The organism is Flavobacterium sp. GCM10022190 (genome assembly GCF_042656445.1).
Taxonomy (GTDB): Bacteria; Bacteroidota; Bacteroidia; order Flavobacteriales; family Flavobacteriaceae; genus Flavobacterium; species Flavobacterium nitratireducens.
The window spans coordinates 966605-984033 of record NZ_JBHSOQ010000001.1 but is presented as its reverse complement, the minus strand read 5'-3'; the positions used below and the strand labels follow the sequence as shown (position 1 = coordinate 984033).

Sequence of the window (17429 nt, the reverse complement as noted above, 5' to 3'; positions counted from 1 at the left end):
AACTAAAAAAACAAAAGAATAAATGAAAGTAACAATAGACGGTCAAAGCATAGAAGTAGCACCAGGAACTACCATCCTGCAAGCTGCTCGTATGATAGGAGGAGAATCAGTTCCGCCTGCAATGTGCTATTATTCTAAACTAGAGAAAACGGGAGGTAAATGCCGTTGTTGTTTAGTGGAAGTGTCAAAAGGTAGTGATGCCGATCCAAGACCAATGCCTAAATTGATGGCATCTTGTGTAACAGGATGTATGGATGGTATGGAAGTAAATAGTAAAAATTCAGATCGTGTACGTGAAGCACGTCAGTCAGTAACCGAATTTTTATTAATCAACCACCCATTAGATTGTCCTATTTGCGATCAAGCTGGAGAATGTGATTTGCAGGATTTAAGCTTTGAACACGGAAAATCGAAGACCCGTTTTATTGAAGAAAAAAGAACTTTTGAACCAGAAGATATTGGTCCGAATATTCAATTGCACATGAACCGTTGTATTTTATGTCAACGTTGTGTTGCTGTTGCTGATCAATTAACAGATAATAGAGTTCATGGAGTATTAGACCGTGGAGACCATGCTAATATTTCGACTTGTATTTCTAAGGCAATTGATAATGAATTCTCAGGTAACATGATTGATGTATGCCCAGTTGGAGCATTAACTGACAAAACGTTCCGTTTCAAATCAAGAGTTTGGTTTAACAAGCCTTATAATGCTCACAGAGATTGTGATAAATGTTGTGGAAAAACAACTGTTTGGATGTTTGGTAACGAAATTCAAAGAGTAACAGGTCGAAAAGATCAATACCACGAGGTGGAAGAATTTATTTGTAACGAATGTCGTTTTGACCACAAAGATCCTGCTGACTGGGTAATTGAAGGACCAAAAAAATTCGATAAAGATTCGGTTATCAACCAAAACAATTACACCAGAAAAATGGATACGGTACACATTGCTACTGAAGAAGGAATTTTGAAAGGTAGAGAACAAGACCGTAAAAAAATCAGTATGACGGCAATCCCGTTGAACAAAGAAGAGCAAGAAGAATTTAAAAATGGTAATCTATAAAAAATGGACAGTACAATTATTATAGAAAAAAGTGTGATCATTCTGGCTGTCTTTGCCATTACGATGGTTATGGCCATGTATTCTACACTTGCTGAACGTAAAATTGCAGCCTGGTTGCAAGACCGTATAGGACCTAATAGAGCAGGAAAAGGAGGTTTATTACAACCATTAGCAGATGGAATGAAATTATTTGCTAAAGAGGAATTTGAACCAAACACTCCAAATAAATTCTTATTTTATGTTGGTCCAGCGATTGCTATGAGTACAGCATTGATGACAAGTGCTGTAATCCCTTGGGGAGATCATTTTCATTTATTTGGAAGAGATATTATTTTACAGGCTTCGGATATCGACAATGCCATGTTGTACATTTTTGCCATTCTTTCTATTGGTGTTTATGGCATCATGATAGGTGGATGGGCATCTAACAACAAATTTTCTTTAATGGGTGCTGTTCGTGCTGGATCTCAAATGGTTTCTTATGAAATTGCCATGGGATTATCTATAATTGCATTGTTGATGATGACAGGAACCTTGAGTCTAAGAGAAATAAGTTTGCAACAGGAAGGTTTAAAATGGAATGTGTTTTACCAACCGCTGTCGTTCTTAATCTTTTTAATTTGTTCATTTGCTGAAACGAACAGAACTCCTTTTGATTTAGCAGAATGTGAAAGTGAATTAATTGGTGGTTATCACACTGAATACTCTTCGATGAAAATGGGATTCTATTTATTTGCTGAATATGCAAGTATGTTTATCTCTTCTACCATCTTGGCTATATTATTCTTTGGTGGTTACAATTATCCAGGAATGAGTTGGGCTGTAGAAAACTGGGGTGTAAATATTGCTAACATTATAGGAATTGGAGTTTTATTTGCTAAAATATGTTTCTTCATTTTCTTTTATATGTGGGTAAGATGGACAATCCCAAGATTTAGATACGATCAATTGATGCATTTGGGATGGAGAATTTTAATTCCACTTTCGATTTTAAACATCATGATTACGGGAATTGTAATTTTAAGACATGAATTACTAGCATTCTTAGGATTTTAATTAGCAAAGAGTTGTATTAGCCCCGATAGCAGTGGAAATCCTTTTAAGTTTTTCTTTAAAACTTAAAAGATTGAAACGAATAGCGGGAATAGCTTCAAATAAAAATAAAAAAGATGTCAATAGAAACCATATCCTTATCGGGAAGAAAAAAGCAAGTCTCTAACAAAGAGATGACTTTTTTAGAGCGTTTATATCTTGTTGCGATTGTAAAAGGATTAATTATTACCCTAAAACACTTGTTTTCTAAGAAGGTTACTATTATGTATCCAGAACAAGTACGTACGATGAGTCCCGTATATCGTGGACAACACATGTTGAAACGTGACGAACAAGGAAGAGAAAACTGTACCGCTTGCGGTTTATGTGCTTTGTCTTGTCCTGCGGAAGCCATCACTATGAAGGCAGCAGAGCGTAAAGCGGATGAGAAACACTTATACCGTGAAGAGAAATATGCAGAGATATACGAAATTAATATGTTACGCTGTATTTTTTGCGGACTTTGTGAAGAGGCGTGTCCTAAAGACGCTATTTACTTAACTACTTCAAAAGTATTAGTTCCTTCCAGTTATGAAAGAGAGGATTTTATTTTTGGAAAAGATAGATTAGTGATGCCTTTAGAAATGGCTATAAAGAATACTAACCAGCTTGCAGCGGGCGGGCTTAAAAACGCTAACTAAATGATACATATACCTGATTTTGCAAACGCAACTACTATACAAATTCTATTTTGTATTCTGGCATTTATCACTGTTATTACCGCTTTCTTAGCTATTTTTAGTAGAAACCCTATTCATAGTGCATTGTACTTAGTGATTTGTTTTTTCACTATCGCTGGACATTATTTACTATTGAATGCGCAATTTTTGGCAATTGTACATATTATAGTGTATTCGGGAGCTATTATGATCTTATTCTTATTTACACTGATGTTAATGAATTTGAATAAAGAAAATGAAGTACACAAACCACGTATTACCCGATTGGGAGCAATTGTTTCTTTTTGTTTAATCTGTATTGTTTTGATTTTGGTATTTATCAATTCTAAACCAATTGAAGGAGAATATATTGCTACTGGAGAAGATTACCAATCTATAAAGGTTTTAGGAAACGTATTATTGAACGAATATATGGTTCCTTTTGAATTTGCTTCTATCTTGCTTTTAGTAGCAATGATTGGAGTTGTACTATTGTCTAAAAAAGAAAAAACGGAGAAATAAAATGACTAATATTTTAAATGAAATAGGCATTGAGAATTATATCTTCCTTTCTGTAATACTGTTTTGTATTGGAGTTTTTGGAGTGTTATACAGACGAAATGCTATCATCGTATTTATGTCGATAGAAATTATGTTGAATGCAGTAAACTTATTGTTTGTGGCATTTTCAACCTATCATCAGGATGCACAAGGACAGGTTTTTGTGTTTTTCTCTATGGCAGTAGCAGCAGCCGAAGTAGCAGTAGGTTTAGCTATTTTAGTATCGATTTTTAGAAATTTAGGTTCGATTGATATTAATAATTTAAAAAACTTAAAAGGATAAACGATAATGAATACGAATTTAGCTTTACTCTTATTATTAGCTCCTCTTTTAGGATTTTTATTTAATATTTTCTTTGGAAAAAATATTGGCAAAACAGCTTCAGGTGTAGTGGGAACATTAACTGTGGTTTTCTCATTTGCGCTTACACTTTGTTTCTTTTCAAAAATAAATATTGACCAACAACCGATTAGTATCAAACTATTCGATTGGATTCAAATTAGTAATTTCAGAGTTGATTTTGGTTTTCTTTTAGATCAATTATCAGTTTTATGGTTGCTTTTTGTAACTGGAATTGGTTCGTTGATTCACTTGTATTCTATCAGCTACATGCATGATGATGAAAATATGCACAAGTTTTTTGCTTATTTGAATTTGTTCATCTTCTTCATGATTACATTGGTTGTTGGAAGCAACTTATTAGTACTTTTCATTGGTTGGGAAGGTGTAGGACTTTGTTCTTACTTACTTATCGGGTTTTGGCATAAAAACCAAGATTATAATGATGCGGCAAAGAAAGCTTTCATCATGAACAGAATAGGAGACTTAGGATTACTAATTGGTATTTTTATCATTGGTGCTATGTTCTCAACTTTAGATTATACTACTTTAAAAACAGCCATTGCTTCATCTAGCAATGTAGATTTATCCCTAATATCATTAGCTGCTTTTGCTTTGTTCATTGGAGCATGTGGTAAATCGGCTCAAATTCCATTGTACACTTGGTTGCCTGATGCGATGGCGGGACCAACACCGGTTTCGGCTTTAATCCACGCGGCTACGATGGTAACTGCAGGTATATTTATGATTACCCGATTGAATTATGTTTTTGATTTAGCTCCAGAAGTACAAAACTTCATTGCCATCATTGGTGCTGTAACCTCTTTAGTAGCTGCTACTATTGCTTTGGTTCAAACGGATATCAAAAAAGTATTGGCTTATTCTACAGTATCACAATTGGGATTAATGTTCTTAGCTTTAGGATTTGGAGCATACGAAATTGCCGTTTTCCACGTAATCACTCATGCTTTCTTTAAAGCTTGTTTATTCCTTGGATCTGGTTCAGTAATCCATGCTTTACACGGAGAACAAGACATGCGTAACATGGGAGGATTGAAAAAAGTTATGGGTATTACCTTTATCACTTTCTTACTTTCAACATTAGCTATTTCAGGAATTCCTCCTTTTTCAGGATTTTTCTCGAAAGATGAAATATTAATGACTGCTTTTGAACATAACACGGTTCTTTGGGTTATTGCTTCTTTAGCTTCGTTAATGACAGCTTTCTATATGTTCCGTTTATTGTACTTAACTTTCTATACTGATTTTAGAGGTACTGAACACCAAAAAAGTCACTTACACGAAAGTCCGGCTTTAATTACTTTTCCATTGATTGTATTAGCTATTTTAGCAACTATTGGTGGAGCAATAAGTTTACCAACTAATAGCTGGTTAAATGGTTATTTAGCACCTTTATTTTCAAAAGAAGCGCATGAAGCACATCATTTTGGAACAAAAGAATATGCACTAATGGCGGTAGCAGTTGCAGGGGGATTAATTGGTATTATCATTGCTTTTGTAAAATACATTAAACAAATACAAGTTCCTTCTCAGGATTCAGAAATTACAGGTTTAGCTAAAGTACTTTACAACAAATATTATATTGATGAAATTTACGATGTGATTTTTGTAAACTCTATTAATGGCTTGTCAAAATTCTTTAGAGATTATGTAGAAACAACATTATCTGCTTTAGTTTTTGGATTAGGAAAAGTAACCAACGAAATAAGTTATCAAGGAAGAAAATTACAAACAGGAAGTATTGGATTTTACTTGTTCGTATTTGTATTAGGACTTTGCAGTATAGTAACTTATTTATTTTTAGCTCAATAATTTTATATCATGAACGTATCAGTACTATTAATTATACTTCTTGTTGGCGCATTTGCTACTTACTTTGCTGGCGATAAACTGGCTTCAAAAGTGGCATTATTATTCAGCTTAGTTGCTTTTGGACTATCTATTGCGTTATTAAACAGTTATAATGCAGGTGAAAATATTAGTTTCTTTACCTATTGGATTAATAACCCATCTATAGCTTATTCATTAACTGCAGATGGTTTATCATTAATCATGTTATTACTTGCTACTGCATTAACTCCTTTGATTATTTATTCATCTTTTGGGAATGAATACAAAAATGCAAAATCATTTTATGCTTTGATCTTGTTTATGTCTTTTGCTATGACAGGAACATTCTTAGCTTCCGATGGTTTGTTGTATTATATTTTTTGGGAGTTGGCCCTAATTCCAATTTACTTTATTGCATTAATTTGGGGTAATGGTGATGTAGAAGAACGCAAAAAAGCGGTAGTTAAATTCTTTATCTACACACTTGCAGGTTCCTTATTTATGCTAATTGCATTTGTGTATTTATATCAAAAGTCTGGAAGCTTCTTAATTCAAGATTTATACAAAGTTGAATTAGACAAAATGGAGCAATTCTTCATTTTCTGGGCTTTCTTCTTAGCTTATGCTATTAAAATTCCAATTATTCCATTCCACACTTGGCAGGCACAGGTTTACCAAAAAGCACCTACTGTTGGAACAATGCTTTTATCAGGTATTATGCTTAAAATGGGATTGTATAGTGTTTTACGTTGGCAACTTCCATTAGCTCCTATTGCTTCTAAAACCTATTTACCAATACTAATCGGTTTAGGGATTGCAGGTGTAATCTATGGTTCCATTGTAGCGTTAAGACAAAGAGATTTGAAAAAATTATTGGCTTATTCTTCATTAGCTCACGTAGGTTTAATTGCGGCTGGTTGTTATACTTTAAATATCGATGGTTTAAGAGGAGCTGTTTTACAAATGTTAGCTCACGGTTTTGTGGTAGTAGGTTTGTTCTTTGCTGCCGAAATTATCTACAGAAGATATGAAACCAGAAACATTGCCGATATGGGTGGCATTCGTTCACAGGCACCAAAATTTGCTTCTTTGTTCATGATTTTAGTTTTAGCTTCTGTAGCTTTACCAACAACCTTTAACTTTGTTGGAGAGTTTACCGTATTATACAGTTTATCACAAATCAATTTGTGGTTTGCTTTATTGGGAGGAACAACTATTATTTTAGGAGCTTATTACATGTTGAAAATGTACCAACAAGTAATGCTTGGTGAAACCAATACAAGAGTTTTTGCTGATGTTAATTTTCATGAAACTTTGGTTTTAGTAATCATCATTGCGGTAATTTTCATTTTTGGTTTGTATCCAAAACCAATAAATGATTTGATTACTCCCGCTTTGGATCAGATACTGAGAACATTGTTTAAAATTCAATAATAAAGACCGACTATTTAATATCAGGTTCTAATCCTGAATCACAATAAAAAATATGAATACATTAATAGCTATAATTGGATTAGGTGTTTTATGCCTTTTATTTGAAATTTTTGATGCTAGAAAAGCAATCGTTCCAATAGTAGTAATTGGATTACTAGCTATTCTGGGATTAGATATTTCAGAAATTAACGAATCGCCTGTTGCTTATTACAACAATATGATTGTAGTGGGTAAATATTCGTCAGCCTTTTCAGCGTTATTTATCATTTTGACAATATTCTTAGTAAGCTTAGGACAAAAATTTTATGAAAATCGTCCATCAAAATTCTCAGATTTTATCGCGATAAAACTATTCTTATTAGCTGGAGCAGTAGCAATGGTTTCTTTTGGAAACTTAGCGATGTTCTTTTTAGGAATCGAAGTACTATCAATTGCCCTTTATGTATTAGCATCAAGCAATCGTACAAGTATTAAAAGTAACGAAGCCGGTTTGAAATATTTCTTAATGGGTTCGTTTGCCTCAGGGATTATCCTTTTTGGAATCTGTTTGATATATGGAGCGATGGGAAGTTTTGATATTGCTGAAATAAGCGAATTATCACACTCAGCTGAATTACCAATTTGGTTTCCTATTGGAATTGTATTGGTTTTTATAGGAATGCTTTTCAAAATTGCAGCTGTTCCATTCCATTTCTGGGCTCCAGATGTCTATGAAGGTTCACCAGCTTTGACAACTGCGTTAATGAGTACTTTAGCAAAAGTGGTAGCTATTGCCACACTTTACAAATTAGTAAAAACAATGAATGCTGATATTTCTCCAGCTTTCCAATTGGTTATTGTAATTGTGTCTATTGCTTCTATGACTGTTGGAAATATAATGGCATTACGTCAAATAAACGTAAAACGTATGCTTGCCTTTTCAGGTATTTCACATGCCGGTTTTATGTTAATGACTTTATTAAGTACCGAAAAATCTTCAGGAACATTATTATATTACACCTCTGCATATGCCTTAGCTGGTATTGCAGCCTTCACGGTAATATTATACGTTTGTAAAACAAGAGAAAATGAAGATATTAATAACTTCCATGGTTTAGGAAAAAACAATCCGTTAATGGCTGCTATATTAACTGCATCATTGTTATCAATGGCTGGTATTCCAATTTTCGGAGGTTTCTTTGCTAAATTATTCTTGTTTACACAAACTATTCAAGCTGGTTTCATAGCCTTAGTGATTGTAGCTGTAATTAACTCTATTATAAGTGTTGGCTATTATTTCAAATTAATTTTAGCAATGTATACTAAAGAACCTAATGAAGCTAAAATCCCTACTCCTATACTTTACTATATAGTTGCAGTAGTTGCTATAATTTTAAACATTGCTTTGGGATTTTTCCCTTCAATTGTTTTGGATTTAATATAGTCAAACAATCAAAATATATACAAACCATCAAGATTCGTTTTGATGGTTTTTTTATTTACATCTAAACCATTCCTAATTAAAACTTAAAGAAACAACAACTTAGGAAAAGAAACCATACATTTGTATATACAAATATTAAAGTTAAAAAGATGGAAAATAAATTAAAGATTCAAATTTGGTCGGATATTGTATGTCCTTTTTGTTATATCGGTAAAAGAAGATTAGAACAGGCATTAGTCCAATTTGGACATCAGGATGCCATTGAAATAGAATGGAAAAGTTTCCAATTAGACCCCTATTTTATTGCAGAAGAAAATGATAATTTAGCCGAACATTTAGCCGAAAAGTATCAAAAAAACAAAGAATGGGCTCTAGAAATGTTAGAAAATACGACTCAAAATGCAGCACAATCGGGATTAGAATTTCATTTTGAAAAATCTATAATGGCCAATACATTCAAAGCACATCGATTACTTCATTTAGCTAAAAAACAAAAGCTGGGAAACACACTTAAAGAATTACTTTTTAAAGCCTATTTTACGGATGGAAAAAATGTAGATGACAATGAAACATTAAAACAATTAGGTTTAGAAGCAGGACTTGAAACAATTAGTATTGAAAACGTACTTAAATCAGATGAGTTCTCAGAAGAAGTAAAACAAGATATCGAACTTGCACAAAAAATTGGAATACAAGGAGTGCCCTTTTTTGTATTTGAAAACAAATATGCTATTTCAGGCGCCCAACACAAAGAAACCTTTATAAAAACTTTAGAAAAGGTATGGGAAGAAGGACAGTTTAATTCACAAATTACTATCTTGAATACCGAAAACAATGCTAGCTGCGGCATAGATGGATGTAATTAAAGAAAAAGGATAAAAATGAATACTTCTGAACAAAAAAAAATCATCAAATGGGGAATTATAGGTTGTGGAGATGTTACTGAAAAGAAAAGTGGTCCTGCCTATCAAAAAACCGAAGGATTTGAAATTGTAGCCGTAATGCGCAGAGATGCGGAAAAAGCAGAAGATTATGCCAAAAGACACGGTATAAAAAAATTCTATTCGGATGCTGATGCACTAATCAATGATCCAGAAGTAGACGCTGTTTACATTGCTACACCGCCGGATTCACATAAACTTTATGCTTTAAAAGTAGCTGAAGCAGGAAAAATATGTTGTATAGAAAAACCATTAGCTCCTAGTTATGATGATTGTGTAGCAATATATGAAGCATTTAAAACCAAAAAAGTACCCCTTTTTGTTGCTTATTATCGTCGTTCTCTACCTCGATTTACACAAATAAAAAAATGGTTGGATGCTAATAGTATTGGAGAAATCCGTCATATCAACTGGCATTTAAGCAAACCTGCCTCTGCACAGGATTTATCAGGAATTTACAACTGGCGTACAGATGCAAATGTAGCTAAAGGCGGTTATTTTGATGATTTAGCTAGTCATGGATTGGATTTATTTCATTTTTTACTGGGCGAATTCGAAGAAGTTTCAGGTATAAGTACTAACCAGCAAAACTTATATTCCGCAAAAGATGCTTTAGTCGCTTGCTGGATACACAAAACGGGGATTACAGGAACTGGAAGTTGGAATTTTGGATCTACAAAAAGAGAGGACAAAGTAATCATCTACGGAAGCAAAGGAACGATAGAATTTTCAGTGTTTGACGAAAATCCAATTGTACTTACAAATGAAAATGGGACTGAATCTTTACTAATTGAACATCCTGAAAACGTACAATTACACCATGTTGAAGCTATGAAAGAACAACTATTGGGCAATGGAATACATCCCTCTGGAGGAAAAACAGCCCTACACACTAGTTGGATCATGGATAAAATTATGAATTCAATATAAAAAAAAGCTTCAGAACCACCTGAAGCTTTTTAACTAACTACACAAACTAATTAATTACTAACCAATAGCAAATTTCTAACCAAAAAAACAATAACACATATCGTGCCAAAAAGAAATAACAGTTGCAATTATTTTAAAAACTTCAAGAATTTACAATAAAGTTAACCTGAAAAAATAAAAACAAATAAATCCTCAGCGAAAAATAAGTCCTATAAAAATATAGTGGCTCATAAACAAAAATCTAATTCAAAACGTATAAAAAGCATACTAATATGTAATTTTGTAGTATGTATGCTTTAGTCGATTGTAATAATTTTTATGCTTCCTGTGAACGTGTTTTCCAACCGGAACTCAACGGAAAAGCCGTTGCGATATTATCTAACAACGATGGCTGTGTTATATCTAGAAGTAATGAAGCCAAGACTGCAGGAATTGCAATGGGCGTACCAGCGTTCCAAATCAAAGATTTGATAAAAGAGAAAGATGTAAAAGTGTTTTCATCCAATTATGCTCTTTATGGTGATTTAAGTCGTCGCGTGATGGAAGTACTCCAACAGTTTACACCAAATGTAGAAATATATAGTATAGACGAAGCCTTTCTTAATTTTGATGGATTAAACATTACAGATTACCACGATTATGGCATCCAAATCAAAAAAAGGGTTCTAAAATGGATTGGTATTCCAGTTTGTATTGGATTTGCTGAAACCAAAGCCTTATCAAAAGTTGCCAATAAAATTGCTAAAAAATTCCAAGAACGCACACTAGGTGCTTATGTAATTGACTCTGAAGAAAAACGAATCAAAGCCTTAAAATGGACTAAAATTGAAGATGTTTGGGGCATTGGATACCGAACTACTAAGAAAGCTAAAATACGAAACATCAACACGGCTTTTGACTTTATTCAGCCACAACACGAAGCCTGGATAAAGAGAGAAATGGGAGTAGTGGGACTCCGCTTAAAAGCAGAATTGGAAGGTAAAGCCGTTTTAGAACTTGAACCAATTGTAGAACAAAAGAAAAGCATTTCCATAACACGAAGTTTTCCCAAACAAATAGCAGAATTTGATTTACTACGGGAACGTATCACGACCTTTGCTTCGGTTTGTGCCGAAAAATTACGCAAGCAAAAATCCTGTTGTCATACCATTATTGTGATGCTTGTTATTGACAAACACAGTAACAAAAACACACAATACTATTTTAACAAGGCAATGACTTTGCCTTTTGCGACCAATTCGACTTTGACCATAGCCAATACTGCAGTCGAATTATTCAAACAATTACACAAAGGCAACGAACATTTGAAATTTAAAAAAGCAGGTGTTATTGTTACGGAACTCATTGGTGAAAACCAAAAACAGTTTCAATTATTTGAAGAAGAAAACCCAAAACATTTAGCCTTAATGAAAGTCATGGATCAACTGAATTCAAAATTAGGGGATACTAAAATAAAATTGGCAAGCCAAAACTTAAATCTTACTTGGGACATGAACCAAAGGCATTTATCGCCTAAATACACTACTAGTTTTAAAGATATTCTTGAAATACGATGCGAATGAAAAAAGATCCAAAACTCACATTCCACAAACCAGATTACGAAAGCGAACTGCGAATTCCTTTCATTCCGGATGGTGTTTCGGCAGGATTTCCCTCGCCTGCAGCTGATTTTACAGAAAACAATATCGATTTAAATAAGGAACTAAGCGAAAATCCCTTGGCTACCTTTTATATTAAGGTAAAAGGGAATTCGATGATTGATGCAGGAATTGAAGACAAAGACGTATTGATTGTAGACCGAAGTATTGAACCGCAAGACAACAAAATCGCTGTTTGCTTTATCGATGGCGAATTCACCGTAAAACGCATTAAACTTGAAAAAAACTGTCTCTATCTCATGCCTGAAAACAATAATTACAGTCCCATAAAAGTTACCGAAGAAAACCAACTTATCATTTGGGGAATTGTAACCTATGTGATAAAAAAAATGTGAAGTCGAACAAATTCAACTCCACATTTTTGCATTTAAAACTATTATTGTAATCTTACCAGAACTTCACGTATAAAGCTGCGATAATTAATAAAGTAATGATGATTAATACTGTTGTTTGTGGTTTTACCTTGAACATTTCAGTGTCTAATTCAAAAGCTTTAGGGTTCACTTTTGGTCCTGCGAAACTCACTGCAACCATTAAAAGCATAGTGAACATAAATGATAATCCCATACAAATGTGGAATGGAATTTCAAATCCACCTTTTCCATTTGGCCAAGCAGTATATAAGAACGTCTCATTTCCAAACAATGCTGGCGCATACTCGTTGAATAAAACAGATAACAAGAATCCTGCTAATACTCCCACAATAGCTGCAGTTCCTGTTGTACGCTTCCAGAACATCCCTAAAAAGAACATAGCAAATACTCCAGGACTAATAAATCCTGTATATTTTTGGATATAAGTAAATCCTCCTACTCCTCCAATTCCCAATACATCATTCCATGTGAACAACACAGCTAATACCATAGAAGCAAAAACAGCATATCTACCAATGTTTACCTGAGCTCTATCTGAAGCACTTTTTTGAATGTATTTTTTATGAACGTCTAAAGTATAAATCGTAGAAATACTATTTACTTTACCTGCTAACGAAGCTACAATAGCTGCTGTTAATGCTGCCACTGATAATCCTTTTAATCCTGTAGGCAAGAATGTCAACATCGCCGAGTAAGCACCGTCTTTTCCTCCTACTAATTGTGGTAAATGACCTCCTTCGTATAAAACATAAGCAGCAATACCAGGTAACATTACGATTACAGGCATTAATAATTTTAACAATCCTGCAAATAAAATTCCTGTACGAGCTGTAGTTAAGTCGGCTCCAAGTGCTCTTTGTGTGATGTATTGGTTACATCCCCAATAGTTCAAGTTGATGATCCAGATACCTGCTAAATACGATAAAATCCCCGGGAAAGTAAGGTATTTATCAATTTCTAATTGTGTAGAAGTAGCTGTTGGACGTGGAATAATCATTTTGAAATGCTCTGGCGCTTCCTGCATTAATACATTGAATCCTGCAATAGCATCTTTTCCTACTCCAAAATATTCTCCTACTGTTGTCAAAGCAATATAAGAAGTTACTAAACCTCCAATAATCAATACCGCTACTTGAATAACATCTGTATAAGCCACTACTTTCATACCTCCAAGTGAGATAATCAAAGCAAATACCGCTAAACCTAACATAATAGCATGAAGATACTCTCCTCCTGCTAAACCGTTAATCGCTACAGCTCCTAAGTATAAAATAGAAGTTAAGTTTACAAAAACATACAAAAACAACCAGAAAACAGCCATAATCAATGCTGTAGTTTCATTGTATCTTGTTTTTAAGAATTGTGGCATGGTATAAATCTTGTTTTTCAAATAAACAGGAATAAACCAAATCGCAATAATGATTAAGGCAATAGCAGCAACCCACTCGTAGGCAGCAACTGCAATCCCTAAAAAGAAACCTTCTCCACTCATCCCAATAAACTGCTCAGCAGAAATATTAGAAGCAATCAGTGAAGCTCCAATAGCCCACCATGTCAAAGTCCCTTCGGCTAAGAAATACGCCTTAGCATCGTGTTCGTTTTTTTCGCGCTTGCGATAAACAATGTATCCATAAATAGATACTATTAAAAAGTAAATTATAAAGACTGCATAATCTGCAAATCCGAGAGTTGAGCTCATAAAAAAAAGTTTTAAATTATTAATTATTGGTTGATTGATAGCTATTCTAAAAGCTTTTAGCTTCTAATTTTTTGTTCCCATTTCCAAGCACTAGCCATAGCTTCTTCAAGAGTCAATTGGGTTTTCCAGCCTAGAACTTGATTAGCTTTGTCTGTATTGGCATAAGCTAAGGTAACATCACCTTCTCTTCTATCAACGATTCGGTAAGCCAATTTTTGACCACTCACTTTTTCAAAAGCATTGATTACTTCCAATACTGAACTTCCTACTCCTGTTCCTAAGTTGAAAGTTTCTACTTTAGCTTCGTTCTTTTTATTTATTAAACGTTGCAAAGCAATAACGTGTGCTTTAGCCAAATCAACCACATGGATGTAATCACGAATACAAGTTCCATCTGGTGTTGGGTAATCATTTCCGTAAACTAATAATTCTTTACGCAACCCAATTGCGGTTTGCGTAATAAATGGTACTAAATTTTGCGGAACACCAATTGGCAATTCACCAATTTCAACAGATGGATGCGCTCCAATTGGGTTAAAATAACGCAACAAAATAGCGTTAATACCGCTTATTTTTGCCACATCAGTAATAATTTCTTCCCCAATTTGCTTTGTATTTCCATAAGGGGACATAGCTGGTTGTACTGCAGAATCTTCATTAATAGGCATTGTTTCAGCTTGACCATAAACCGTACAAGAAGAACTAAAAATAAAGTTAGCCGATTCTTTTTTCTCTAATTCCTGAAGCAAATACACTAAAGAATTGATGTTGTTTTCATAATACAACAACGGATTCCCAACGCTTTCACCAACAGCTTTCGAAGCTGCAAAATGGATAACACCGTTTACATCCGAATGTCTTTTGAAAAAATCCTGAACTGCTGCTTTTTCTCTTAAGTCTAATTTTTCAAAAAGAGGTTTCTTTCCTGTAATGGCTTCAATTCCCTTTAAAACATCTTCTGATGAATTAGATAAATTATCAATTACCACTACCTCAAAACCTTCGTTTTGTAATTCAACTACAGTATGAGAACCTATGAAACCTAAACCTCCCGTTACAAGTATTTTCATATAATTAAATTTTATTTTTCAGCTGTATTATATGGTATCGCCTTTTTAATCTTTGATGTTTGCTTACGCAAACTTGTTATTTTTGGCGATTTCATAATTTCGTTTTTATTTTTGTTTGTAATGTACCTCAGATAAGTTTCTCAACATTTCGGCACTTTTCTCTGGTGTAATATCTCTTTGAGATTCGCCCATCATTTCGTATCCTACCATAAATTTCTTTACTGAAGCCGAACGCAATAAAGGCGGGTAAAAATGCATGTGGAATTGCCACTCTGGATGCTCCTCACCATCTGTTGGTGCTTGGTGAATACCTGAAGAATAAGGAAATGACGTTTCAAAAAGATTATCGTATTTAGACGTTAATTGTTTCAAAATTACTGCAAAAGCTGCCACTTCATCTTCTGTAAATTCGGTGATTTTAGTGATATGACGTTTACTAATAATCATAGTTTCGAATGGCCAAATAGCCCAAAAAGGAACAATCGCAGCAAAATGATCATTTTCTACCACAATACGCTCTTTTTTCAAGATTTCTTGTTGTAAATAATCTTGCAATAAGTTACTTCCGTTTTTATCGTAATACGCTTTTAGGTTGTTTTGTGTTTTCTCAACCTGTGTAGGCAATGATGATTGTGCCCAAATTTGTCCGTGTGGATGCGGATTACTACATCCCATTACACTTCCTTTGTTTTCAAAAATCTGAACGTGATTAATGTAATCAATACTACCCAAATCGGTATATTCTCTTTGCCAAGTATGGATAATATCGATAATTCCATCCACATCCATTTCAGGTAAAGTTAAATTGTGTTTTGGCGAAAAACACACTACTCTAGAAATCCCTCTTTCTGGTTGTGCTTTAAAGAAACTTTGCTCTTCATTCCCTTCAAATGCAATAGGTTCTTGTTTTAGCGCCGCAAAATCATTATCAAAAACAAAGCTACTTTCGTAAGGCGGATTTACTTCACCATTAGCACGAACATTTCCGGCACATAAATAACATTCTGGGTCATATTCCGGTAAAGCAACTGTATTAATAGCTTCTTTTTGTCCTTGCCAAGGTCTCTTGGCACGATGTGGAGAAACTAAAACCCATTCGTTGATTAAAGGGTTGTATCGTCTATGTGGATCTTCATTAATATCAAACTGTCTCATAGTCATTATTTAGTGTATAGTGATGTTCCGTTACTTACTTTAACGTCATAAATTTTCAATTCAATTCCGAAAGCTTCCGTGTATAATTTTGAAAATTTATCTTTAATGATTTGTTCTTGTCCTTTTTTAACTAAGTTAATCGTGCAGCCTCCAAAACCGCCACCCATAAGTCTTGAACCGATAACAGCCGATTCTGCTTTGGCTAAATCCACTAATAAATCCAGCTCTTCACAGCTTACTTCGTAGTCTTTAGACAAGCCATCGTGAGTAGCAAACATTAATTCGCCTAACAATTCAATATTTCCATTGTCTAACGCCTCACAAGCCTGAATGACGCGGTTGATTTCTTTAACTACAAAAAGAGAACGTCTAAAAACATCATGACTCATTTTGTCTTTCAAATCAATGATTGTTTGTTCTGTACAATCTCTAAAACTTTGAATTTCCGGGAAATTAGCCTTCACAATCGCAATTCCTTCTTCACATTGTTGACGTCTTTCATTATAAGCCGAAGTCATCAACGAGTGTTTTACATTCGAATCAAATAAAATCAACGAATAATCACTAAAATTAGCTTCGTGATACGTATATTCTAAAGTGCGGCAATCAATTTTAATCACTTTGTTTTCTAGTCCCATTACACTCGAAAACTGATCCATAATTCCGCATTTGATTCCTACCCAATGCTCCGCTTTTTGTCCTAACAAAGCAATATCAATTGGTTTAATATTCAAATTAAACAAATCATTCATCCCAAATAAGAAACCACACTCTAAAGCTGCAGAAGAAGACAAACCTGAACCAACAGGAATATTACTACTGAACACACAATTTACACCTTCAAATTGGAATCCGTTTACTTTTAATTGATTAATTACACCTCTAATGTAATTTGTCCATGCGTTATCGTCTAAATTAACCTCAGCCGTAACATCAATTTCAAACGAATCATTAAGATCTAAAGCGATTACTTTAGTGGTATTGGTATTGTTTTTTGCAAAAGCAAAGCAAATAACTTTATCAATAGCAGCTGGCAAAACATATCCGTCATTATAATCGATATGCTCTCCAATAATGTTGATTCGTCCAGGAGAAAGGACAATTTTACTTGGTTCAGAGCCAAAAGTTTCCTTGAAATGGCTCTCTGTTTTGTTAATTAAAATATCATTCATTTTT

Annotated in this window: 16 protein-coding genes; 12 read left to right on the top strand and 4 right to left on the bottom strand. The window is 34.0% G+C overall.

Annotation, left to right across the window (positions count from 1 at the left end; all coding sequences use genetic code 11):
* Positions 1-22: 22 nt before the first annotated feature.
* The 12 genes from ACFPTQ_RS04115 to ACFPTQ_RS04060 all read left to right on the top strand — a co-directional run bounded on the left by ACFPTQ_RS04115 (position 23) and on the right by ACFPTQ_RS04060 (position 12290).
* On the top strand, positions 23-1066 hold the full coding sequence (locus ACFPTQ_RS04115) for a 2Fe-2S iron-sulfur cluster-binding protein (RefSeq protein ID WP_379774206.1): 1044 nt from the start codon (positions 23-25) through the stop codon (positions 1064-1066).
* 3 nt (positions 1067-1069) lie between these two features.
* Positions 1070-2122, top strand: a complete 1053-nt coding sequence (gene nuoH / locus ACFPTQ_RS04110; protein WP_379774203.1) for an NADH-quinone oxidoreductase subunit NuoH — start codon at positions 1070-1072, stop codon at positions 2120-2122.
* A gap of 113 nt (positions 2123-2235) precedes the next feature.
* On the top strand, positions 2236-2799 hold the full coding sequence (locus ACFPTQ_RS04105; RefSeq protein WP_278034318.1) for a NuoI/complex I 23 kDa subunit family protein: 564 nt from the start codon (positions 2236-2238) through the stop codon (positions 2797-2799).
* Positions 2800-3339, top strand: coding sequence for an NADH-quinone oxidoreductase subunit J (locus ACFPTQ_RS04100; RefSeq protein ID WP_379774201.1), 540 nt, complete (start codon positions 2800-2802; stop codon positions 3337-3339).
* 1 nt (position 3340) lies between these two features.
* Positions 3341-3661 carry an NADH-quinone oxidoreductase subunit NuoK gene (gene nuoK / locus ACFPTQ_RS04095; protein WP_026712543.1) on the top strand — a complete coding sequence of 107 codons (321 nt, stop codon included), beginning with the start codon at positions 3341-3343 and terminating at the stop codon, positions 3659-3661.
* A gap of 6 nt (positions 3662-3667) precedes the next feature.
* On the top strand, positions 3668-5551 hold the full coding sequence (nuoL, locus tag ACFPTQ_RS04090) for an NADH-quinone oxidoreductase subunit L (protein WP_379774199.1): 1884 nt from the start codon (positions 3668-3670) through the stop codon (positions 5549-5551).
* Between the two features lie 9 nt (positions 5552-5560).
* The gene (locus tag ACFPTQ_RS04085) at positions 5561-7003 is read left to right on the top strand and encodes a complex I subunit 4 family protein (RefSeq protein ID WP_379774197.1); all 1443 of its coding nucleotides are present in this window, start codon (positions 5561-5563) and stop codon (positions 7001-7003) included.
* Between the two features lie 52 nt (positions 7004-7055).
* Positions 7056-8426, top strand: a complete 1371-nt coding sequence (locus ACFPTQ_RS04080) for an NADH-quinone oxidoreductase subunit N (RefSeq protein WP_379774195.1) — start codon at positions 7056-7058, stop codon at positions 8424-8426.
* 149 nt (positions 8427-8575) lie between these two features.
* Positions 8576-9292 carry a DsbA family oxidoreductase gene (locus ACFPTQ_RS04075; RefSeq protein WP_379774193.1) on the top strand — a complete coding sequence of 239 codons (717 nt, stop codon included), beginning with the start codon at positions 8576-8578 and terminating at the stop codon, positions 9290-9292.
* Positions 9293-9307: 15 nt separating this feature from the next.
* Positions 9308-10297, top strand: a complete 990-nt coding sequence (locus ACFPTQ_RS04070; protein WP_379774191.1) for a Gfo/Idh/MocA family protein — start codon at positions 9308-9310, stop codon at positions 10295-10297.
* A gap of 287 nt (positions 10298-10584) precedes the next feature.
* Positions 10585-11859, top strand: coding sequence for a Y-family DNA polymerase (locus ACFPTQ_RS04065; RefSeq protein ID WP_379774188.1), 1275 nt, complete (start codon positions 10585-10587; stop codon positions 11857-11859).
* Positions 11850-12290: a LexA family protein gene (locus ACFPTQ_RS04060; RefSeq protein ID WP_379774185.1), complete on the top strand. Its 441-nt coding sequence runs from the start codon at positions 11850-11852 to the stop codon at positions 12288-12290. Before ACFPTQ_RS04065 ends, ACFPTQ_RS04060 begins: the two co-directional genes overlap by 10 nt.
* Before the next feature lie 52 nt (positions 12291-12342).
* Here ACFPTQ_RS04060 and ACFPTQ_RS04055 read toward each other — a convergent pair whose 3' ends face one another.
* The 4 genes from ACFPTQ_RS04055 to galK all read right to left on the bottom strand — a co-directional run bounded on the left by ACFPTQ_RS04055 (position 12343) and on the right by galK (position 17425).
* Positions 12343-14028, bottom strand: coding sequence for a sodium/sugar symporter (locus ACFPTQ_RS04055; protein WP_379774183.1), 1686 nt, complete (start codon positions 14026-14028; stop codon positions 12343-12345).
* Positions 14029-14084: 56 nt separating this feature from the next.
* Positions 14085-15098: a UDP-glucose 4-epimerase GalE gene (gene galE / locus ACFPTQ_RS04050; protein WP_379774180.1), complete on the bottom strand. Its 1014-nt coding sequence runs from the start codon at positions 15096-15098 to the stop codon at positions 14085-14087.
* Between the two features lie 105 nt (positions 15099-15203).
* A complete protein-coding gene (locus ACFPTQ_RS04045; RefSeq protein WP_379774177.1) occupies positions 15204-16253 on the bottom strand; it encodes a UDP-glucose--hexose-1-phosphate uridylyltransferase in 1050 nt (349 codons plus the stop codon).
* Between the two features lie 5 nt (positions 16254-16258).
* Positions 16259-17425, bottom strand: coding sequence for a galactokinase (gene galK, locus ACFPTQ_RS04040; RefSeq protein ID WP_379774174.1), 1167 nt, complete (start codon positions 17423-17425; stop codon positions 16259-16261).
* Between the last annotated feature and the right edge of the window lie 4 nt (positions 17426-17429).

Excerpts from the sequence above, each read along its gene's own strand:
- ACFPTQ_RS04115 (WP_379774206.1), top strand. The coding sequence starts at position 23 with ATGAAAGTAACAATAGACGGTCAAAGCATAGAAGTAGCACCAGGAACT.
- ACFPTQ_RS04060 (WP_379774185.1), top strand. The coding sequence starts at position 11,850 with ATGCGAATGAAAAAAGATCCAAAACTCACATTCCACAAACCAGATTAC.
- ACFPTQ_RS04085 (WP_379774197.1), top strand. The coding sequence starts at position 5,561 with ATGAACGTATCAGTACTATTAATTATACTTCTTGTTGGCGCATTTGCT.
- nuoL (WP_379774199.1), top strand. The coding sequence starts at position 3,668 with ATGAATACGAATTTAGCTTTACTCTTATTATTAGCTCCTCTTTTAGGA.
- ACFPTQ_RS04070 (WP_379774191.1), top strand. The coding sequence starts at position 9,308 with ATGAATACTTCTGAACAAAAAAAAATCATCAAATGGGGAATTATAGGT.
- ACFPTQ_RS04045 (WP_379774177.1), bottom strand. The coding sequence starts at position 16,253 with ATGAGACAGTTTGATATTAATGAAGATCCACATAGACGATACAACCCT.
- ACFPTQ_RS04075 (WP_379774193.1), top strand. The coding sequence starts at position 8,576 with ATGGAAAATAAATTAAAGATTCAAATTTGGTCGGATATTGTATGTCCT.
- galE (WP_379774180.1), bottom strand. The coding sequence starts at position 15,098 with ATGAAAATACTTGTAACGGGAGGTTTAGGTTTCATAGGTTCTCATACT.
- ACFPTQ_RS04065 (WP_379774188.1), top strand. The coding sequence starts at position 10,585 with ATGTATGCTTTAGTCGATTGTAATAATTTTTATGCTTCCTGTGAACGT.
- ACFPTQ_RS04105 (WP_278034318.1), top strand. The coding sequence starts at position 2,236 with ATGTCAATAGAAACCATATCCTTATCGGGAAGAAAAAAGCAAGTCTCT.
- galK (WP_379774174.1), bottom strand. The coding sequence starts at position 17,425 with ATGAATGATATTTTAATTAACAAAACAGAGAGCCATTTCAAGGAAACT.
- ACFPTQ_RS04100 (WP_379774201.1), top strand. The coding sequence starts at position 2,800 with ATGATACATATACCTGATTTTGCAAACGCAACTACTATACAAATTCTA.
- nuoK (WP_026712543.1), top strand. The coding sequence starts at position 3,341 with ATGACTAATATTTTAAATGAAATAGGCATTGAGAATTATATCTTCCTT.
- nuoH (WP_379774203.1), top strand. The coding sequence starts at position 1,070 with ATGGACAGTACAATTATTATAGAAAAAAGTGTGATCATTCTGGCTGTC.
- ACFPTQ_RS04055 (WP_379774183.1), bottom strand. The coding sequence starts at position 14,028 with ATGAGCTCAACTCTCGGATTTGCAGATTATGCAGTCTTTATAATTTAC.
- ACFPTQ_RS04080 (WP_379774195.1), top strand. The coding sequence starts at position 7,056 with ATGAATACATTAATAGCTATAATTGGATTAGGTGTTTTATGCCTTTTA.